The following is a 6,645-nucleotide window of genomic DNA, read 5'->3' as shown; positions in this document are numbered from 1 at the left end:
CCGAAGGGGGACGGGGATGCCGAAGGGGGACGGGACCATCAAAGCTGTTTACTAGTTAGAATTTTTGACTTATTAATAGTCGAATTTAATTGGTGCCTATTTAAATCATTCGGCGCTCTGGTGCAAATAATTAAAGATTGGGTTAGACCATCCAGAAAGAAAAGACACAACAATAATGCAATATATGCTCATTTCAACACAAATGTGTTCATTTTAATTTCATTTTATATTATAATTGTTCGATAAAACCACACATTCAATCATAATTGAAGTTATAAGTGAGCGTTATGCCAAGCCTATTCAACTATTCAAAAGAACTAAAACGATTTACTCAGCTAGTGAATATTAATGAAAAAAAGCTGAAAGAGCTTAACGAAGACCGACTTAATTCCATACATCAATTACGAGCCTTGTTAGAATTATATGTTCGTAGAGATTCGTTAACCGCTCATCAGCTTGCGAAGCTATTGAAGCACGAAGGCGTGTCAATTAATTTAGTGGATCGCAACAAAATAAATCTGGATCAGGCATTAGAGGAACATCTTAATTTCTTGCTAAAATCTTTTTATGACGTACTTGATGATAACGATTTGGTGAGCTATTTATCCAGGCAAACACAATTTCTTGATCTCACACACGAACAACAACCCTTGATTGATGCAGTACGTGAGAAAATCAAGCGACTCGGTGAAACACAAGACAAAGATCTCTTTTCAGCCAGGTTAAATCGATTGAGTGAGCGGTTGGTTTTATTAATTCAATCTGGCCAATTTACCTATGATCAAAATCATCTTTTACTAAACCTGGCACAACTCTGCAAAAATCGCGATTTTTATCAAAAACGACATTATAAATGTACCCGGGATGAAAAAATCACCCCTAATGTTACAGTGAGCCTATTCAATTGGAATGACAGCCCACCTCCTTTGCATAAATTATTACAAGCCGTAGATTTTTCAATTATCTATGTTTCCGGTGGCCGAGGTATAGAGCCAGGCATGGGGCATACTTTGTTGCACCTGGGGGAAGATAAAGGTTATGTGCACATAGATGGGTTATATAATTATCCTGTCTATATCAGTGATGAGGAGTTCAGGGATTTTTACCTGGATAAATGGAGGAAACGGGTAGTTGCGGTACAAAAGGTACCTTTAGAAAATCCAGATAATGCAAGTAAAGAACTGGTTAAACTATGCCAGCAAAGATGGTTTTGGGGTGGATTATGGCATAACTGTTTCGACTTTTGTAAACAGGTTCTTATCGCCGGTGGCGCTTCTCTGGAACAATTAAATGGGTTCTCTATCCCAAGTTACCGATTGATGGACTTGGTCACTATGAATTTTAGACCACTCGATCTGAGCAAGGAAGAGCAAGTAGAACATCCAGAACCAACATCTCGCTATAATAAAATGCTTAGAGAAACTCCAATTCAAGACTGTTTTTCATTGTTTAATGGACAAGAGCTCAATGAATTTATCGAATATGCAGTCATGAATATTGGCTCAATTTTTATTTGGCAAAAACCCATACAAAAACGTCTTCTGGAAAAAGAACTTCATGACGTTGAAGGCCAAATAAATGAAGTAAAAAACGCATTAGAGCCGCATGACTATGCTGGATTGTTAAATCAACGCGCAACAATAATTGACAGACTGGATAATATTGAAGAAACTACTGCGCAAATTATTGTAAATAATCTGGTTAATAAAATTCTTACCACTGATTGGCATCGTGGAAGAACGATACCTATTACCCAACCGGATGGTAAAAGAATTTCCAAAAAAATTCCCGAAAATATGATTTCAATGCTCAATACACATGATCGTGGTTGCGCGCAATCCAAGATCGATTATTTAGCTATCTTAAATAAAATGTGTCTTGTTGCTTTTCGTGCTGGATTAAATAACAACAGTATTATGAGCTGGATTAAAGGTCGCACTGAACAAACAAAGAATTTTTATCGCTTATTTGTGGATATGGCTCAAGTAAATAGTTTCTTTAAACAAGCAAAATCAGTGCAAGCCCCCCCAAACATTGCTATAGAAACAGCTTATTCCAAGGGCTTGGAAATACCATAATTCACTTTTTATAAGATCGGTTATTCTATGCTGATTTAATACAATATTAATATTTGAGGCGTAGAATTAGAGAATAGTTAAACATTAAATTAGGAATAAAACATGGCATCTGGTGAAATATTAATTAGTGAAATAACCCTGAAAAAAATTAAAGAGTATCATCAATTTTTATGTACACAAGGAATTGAAGAGGCAGGAGCCTATTTAAAAAAACAATTAAAATCAAGTCTTTTTCCCATTGAGGAAATGGATTTAGGAACTTTTACCCAGTTCATTATTCAATCCAAAATCCCTAAAATATTTGCTGAGTCAGGTGTTTACCACGACAAGCGTGACTGGACCTTACAAGAAGAAAGCATTTTAGGTGATATAGGCATCCATATGCCGGTTTCTTTTTTCAATGACGGTGGGCATTACAGTTATAAAAAGCATAGTACTCCAATTTCTGCTAATTTAGCGTACATTCCAGGAGCCCTACTCCGTTCTGATTTAAGTAATACTTCAGCAGATTTGCAAGAGGTAATTGTTGATGGTCAATTTAATCAACAACGATTTAACGAGTTATATGAACGACGATTACTACCTCTGTTATTAAACATCAACTCTCAAGCAAAAAACGAAGGAAAACTGGCTGCGGTTACCTTTCCTGGCATAGGCACCGGCCAATTCGCAGGTCAATATGTCGATATCATAAAAGAAGCGTTCAGAACTGCTCTTGAATACGTATTGGAAAAGAATGAAGTTCAGCTGACACACATCGATATCATCCACTACGACCCCTATAATGGCGATGAGGCTCAAGCGAAAAGTATAGGCCATATTGATTATAGAGTGTCTCCATCCAGCATTGAGGCAACAACAGGACAACTTGAGTACCCTAAAGGCAGCTCTGCACAGACCCATACATTAACCTCTTTTGTTGCATGGGATCAATTTTCCTGGCCTGGAAATGATTTCTGGCCTGGCAGTAGAGCAACCGATGATGGCGTTAAGGCTGCCAGTACAGATACTATGGCGGTCATTACCGGCGTGCAAGGAGTATATAACCCGAAGAATGGTTCATATGAGCCACCCCAAGGCTATTCTAATTGGCAAGCGCTGGCCAAAGCAAAAAATATCCATTTTTCAGGGGCGGTCTATGTCGTTTCTAATGATGGACAGAAAATTGCTTTACTGCCAGAACCTGGAACAGTCAAGCAACAGAAAAAGGAAGATCAAAATACCCTGGAGAACCATGGCGTTGCTCCGAGTCAAAATGTACCGGATCTTCAACAAGAAGTTGACATCAAGACGGTACACTCCATTGATGAACCGAAGAATCAAGAACAAATCTATAAAGGGCAATCAGAACAGCTGGATCGTGTTTTAGATAACTTTGCTGCAAAAATTAATACCATTGGTTCATATCATCCCAAGGCAAAAGATAAAGCATTGGAGCTGTTACATTCATTAAAAAACGCTAAATCAGAAGCCTTTAGCAATCCAAGTCAGGAATCAGTAACAGCATTTAAAATCAAAGCGACATTGGCAATTAAAGAAGCTACTCCCGTTTTGCAAAGAGATTTGGGTTGGGGTGACTACCTGGTTAATCTCACAAAAATGATTGTGAACGCGGTAACGGCTACCGTTGCACAAGGGTTCACTTTTGGGTATTCAAGCCATCAAGGCTTCTTTACTTTAAAGCAGTCCGATGCGAATAAAGATGCCCAAAAACTTGAAACGGATCTTGGTAAATCATTTAACTAAAGTCAAAGCCCATGACTCATCGGTTTCAACCGTGATGAGTGGGCACACTTGTTGAAGTTGACAAGCGATAAGCCAGTCATGATTGGCAAGAACAGGATATTCGATAGTTTCTATCCCCCCATTCCTGCCCTCATGCTGGATACACTTTCTGAAATTTCATCCAGTTTCTTGTCGCTGTCTGTTTGAGTTACTCTGAAATCAAAACTCCCTGTTTTGATTTTACTGTCTATCGCTAATGCTAAGCTCACAATATTCAAAGCAATTTTTACAAAGAAATCTTTCCATCCTCTATGATGTTGAAGTACTTCTTTTGCGTCTTTTATAGCATGCTCACAATTCTCTTTAAATGTTGCGTAGGATTGTTGATTAGGATTTTTATTATAATTGACCCATTCTTTCGTTAATTCCGAATGTAAGGTTCTAGCAGCTGCTTCTGCCTTTATTTCCTTTCTTTCCTGAAATTGTACTATTTTCTCTTCTATTTGATTTAATAAGCTGACAAAACGCTTTCTTTGAGTAATGTCATCAGTTTGAATCGGTATTATTTTATGATCCGGCTCCGTTAAACTCTCTGGTGCCCGTGAGATGTCTGATTTAAATCGAGTGTTTAAATCTTTAGCGACCAATCCCATGCGCAGGTAAAATTGTTCTTTTGCGCAAGGCGGGTAATTATCAGGTTGACTTGCGACTTTGTTCACCATGGTTCTGAATATATCTTGATAACTGTACTCTTCATTGCCAATTTGTATTTTCGTGTCTTGTTCTAATGCCGCTTCAATATGAGCACGGTCATAAAACAGATGAATGACGGTACCATCAAGCATGGCATCAGGACTTTGGAGAAATTTTTCGCATAAACCATCCAAGGTTTCACCTGGAATTTGTATTTTCCCGTCCTCATTTTCAATTAATTTAATAGCTAAAACACCGCAAAGCGTTCTAAATCCATCACCAACCTGTGATCTCATACTTTCGGTGGTATATCCTGGAACATATAATAGCTTATCTGATTGTCCTGATTTTTTTAAAGAATTAATCTCTGTCACTATTTGTTCAAATTGTTCTGATAAAGAAACATTGTAAGGATTGGCTTCAGCTTCTGTTTCATTCACTGCGGCAGCAATGGTGATATTGTATGCTATGAGTAACGTGTTGGCCTCAAAATCTGTTTTTTGTTGTTCATATTGAGCGGAATTATAATCATGTTCATTATTGGTCATGTATTTAAGTGTATATAAACCATCATTAAAACCATAAAATACTGCATCTCTAAGATTAACAGGGCCACCTGAGTTGCGAAAAATTTTAGTCTCTTCTGTGGGCTCATTTGTGAACAAATAAGCAATAACATCAGGAGTAAATAGCTTGGCAAGGCGGGGATCCAGTAGCATTTTTCGATTAAGGGCGGCATTCCCGTAAAATGATTGATCAGAAAACTCGCTATCGCAGATTTGTTTTATTATATTTAGATTGTCTGACACTTCTTTCGTCAGGGGTTTTGGAGGCTGCTCTTTCAAATGGTTGAGAATTTCAGTAATTTTCATGACGACCTCACCTTACTCTTTTGCGCCACATAGACTAAATATAGTACAGTAGGCGATTAAGAAAGGGTGATAATCGTTCCAAACACTACCTGCTTTTTATACACCGCCTCAATGTCTTAATGTCATGCGTGCAATGGCTCCCCTGTTTAATAGCAATTCACTTATTTCATTCGTGCCAGCCCGTTCACTCATTGAAAGCGCCGTTTGGTGATGTGTATCAACGGCATTTACATCAACTTTTGTGTGTTCCAACAACCAACGTACCGCGCTTTTTACACGTTGGTACACGGCAAGATGTAATGCCGTTTTTCCTTGATTATCAGTTAATTCAACATTAGCTCCTCGATCCAGAAGTGCCTGCATTGCCGGCAGGTTACCCACCTCGGCGGCTAACATAAATGGGGTTTTACCTTCAAAATCCACAGGATCAAGACCAGAAGACGCATCTGAACACAGAGCAACCATATCAGCACCGCTATAACGTGCAGCATAATGTAAGGCTATTCTTCCTTTATTGTCCGCAACCTTTGCCATTTCTTTGTCTCTTAACAGAATGCCCGCACAAATAATCGTGTTATTTAATAGTGCGGTATGTATTGGGTATTGTGAGTGATTGTTTTTTATATAGGCAAGGTTGGCATTGGTACTCAATAAATCGTTCATCAAAGAAGAAAAATTATGGATGGCCATCTTTTGAAGTACTGTATCTCCATTGCTATCCTGATTATTAAGTGTCTCAGGAGCTGTTTCTTTTAATAATCTGTAAATTTTAATTTTGCTTTCTCTCAGCTCATCGTCATAAAGCATTGGCAATTGCAACGCATTAAATACCGGCATTTGTAACTGTTTATTTTTTTGAGCAGGATCCGCCCCCAAATTAAGAAGGGTCTGAACAGTATGAAAATTACCCTCAATAGCTGCTATATGCAATGGAGTTAAACCCACTGAATTTGGCGTATTAATCAGTTCAGGTGATGGATTTAAAGCAAGCAGAACCCGGTCAAGCCCAAAATACGCAGCGGCTTCAATAGTAGTTTTATCATCAAACTCGGGTACGGGTTTATTCAAATCTTGCGGAATATAGGGCGCAAAATGCTCCAGGTAATTCTGAGCTAATTCCATATATTGAGTATATCGTTCGTTTATTGTTCCAGTATTCATTCGCATATCAGTGGAAACATGCTTCAGACACCAAGGCTCCAATAATTTCAGCTTATATTCTTCTGAACTTGTTGAATTAACTCCCAACTGTTCGCATAAAGTTTCAAAGTTCATTT

General features: G+C 38.1%; 4 protein-coding genes. 2 read left to right on the top strand and 2 right to left on the bottom strand.

The features are described from left to right. The first annotated feature begins 287 nt into the window (after positions 1 to 287). Entirely contained in the window at positions 288 to 2,078 is a 1,791-nt protein-coding gene (locus tag IZU94_RS11745; protein WP_203110832.1) for a hypothetical protein, read from the top strand. Between the two features lie 102 nt (positions 2,079 to 2,180). Continuing rightward, positions 2,181 to 3,824 (top strand): hypothetical protein, encoded by a 1,644-nt coding sequence (locus IZU94_RS11740; RefSeq protein WP_203110830.1) that lies wholly within the window; start codon positions 2,181 to 2,183, stop codon positions 3,822 to 3,824. Between the two features lie 110 nt (positions 3,825 to 3,934). On the opposite strand, the gene IZU94_RS11735 is transcribed toward IZU94_RS11740, so the two are convergent. Both IZU94_RS11735 and IZU94_RS11730 read right to left on the bottom strand, forming a co-directional pair. Next, positions 3,935 to 5,368, bottom strand: a complete 1,434-nt coding sequence (locus IZU94_RS11735) for a hypothetical protein (RefSeq protein ID WP_203110828.1) — start codon at positions 5,366 to 5,368, stop codon at positions 3,935 to 3,937. A gap of 108 nt (positions 5,369 to 5,476) precedes the next feature. Then, entirely contained in the window at positions 5,477 to 6,643 is a 1,167-nt protein-coding gene (locus IZU94_RS11730; RefSeq protein WP_203110826.1) for an ankyrin repeat domain-containing protein, read from the bottom strand. Positions 6,644 to 6,645 lie beyond the last annotated feature (2 nt).

Source organism: Legionella bononiensis (genome assembly GCF_016786215.1).
GTDB lineage: Bacteria > Pseudomonadota > Gammaproteobacteria > Legionellales > Legionellaceae > Legionella > Legionella bononiensis.
The sequence above is the reverse complement of the archived record's forward strand: the minus strand, read 5'-3'. Positions and strand labels throughout refer to the sequence as shown.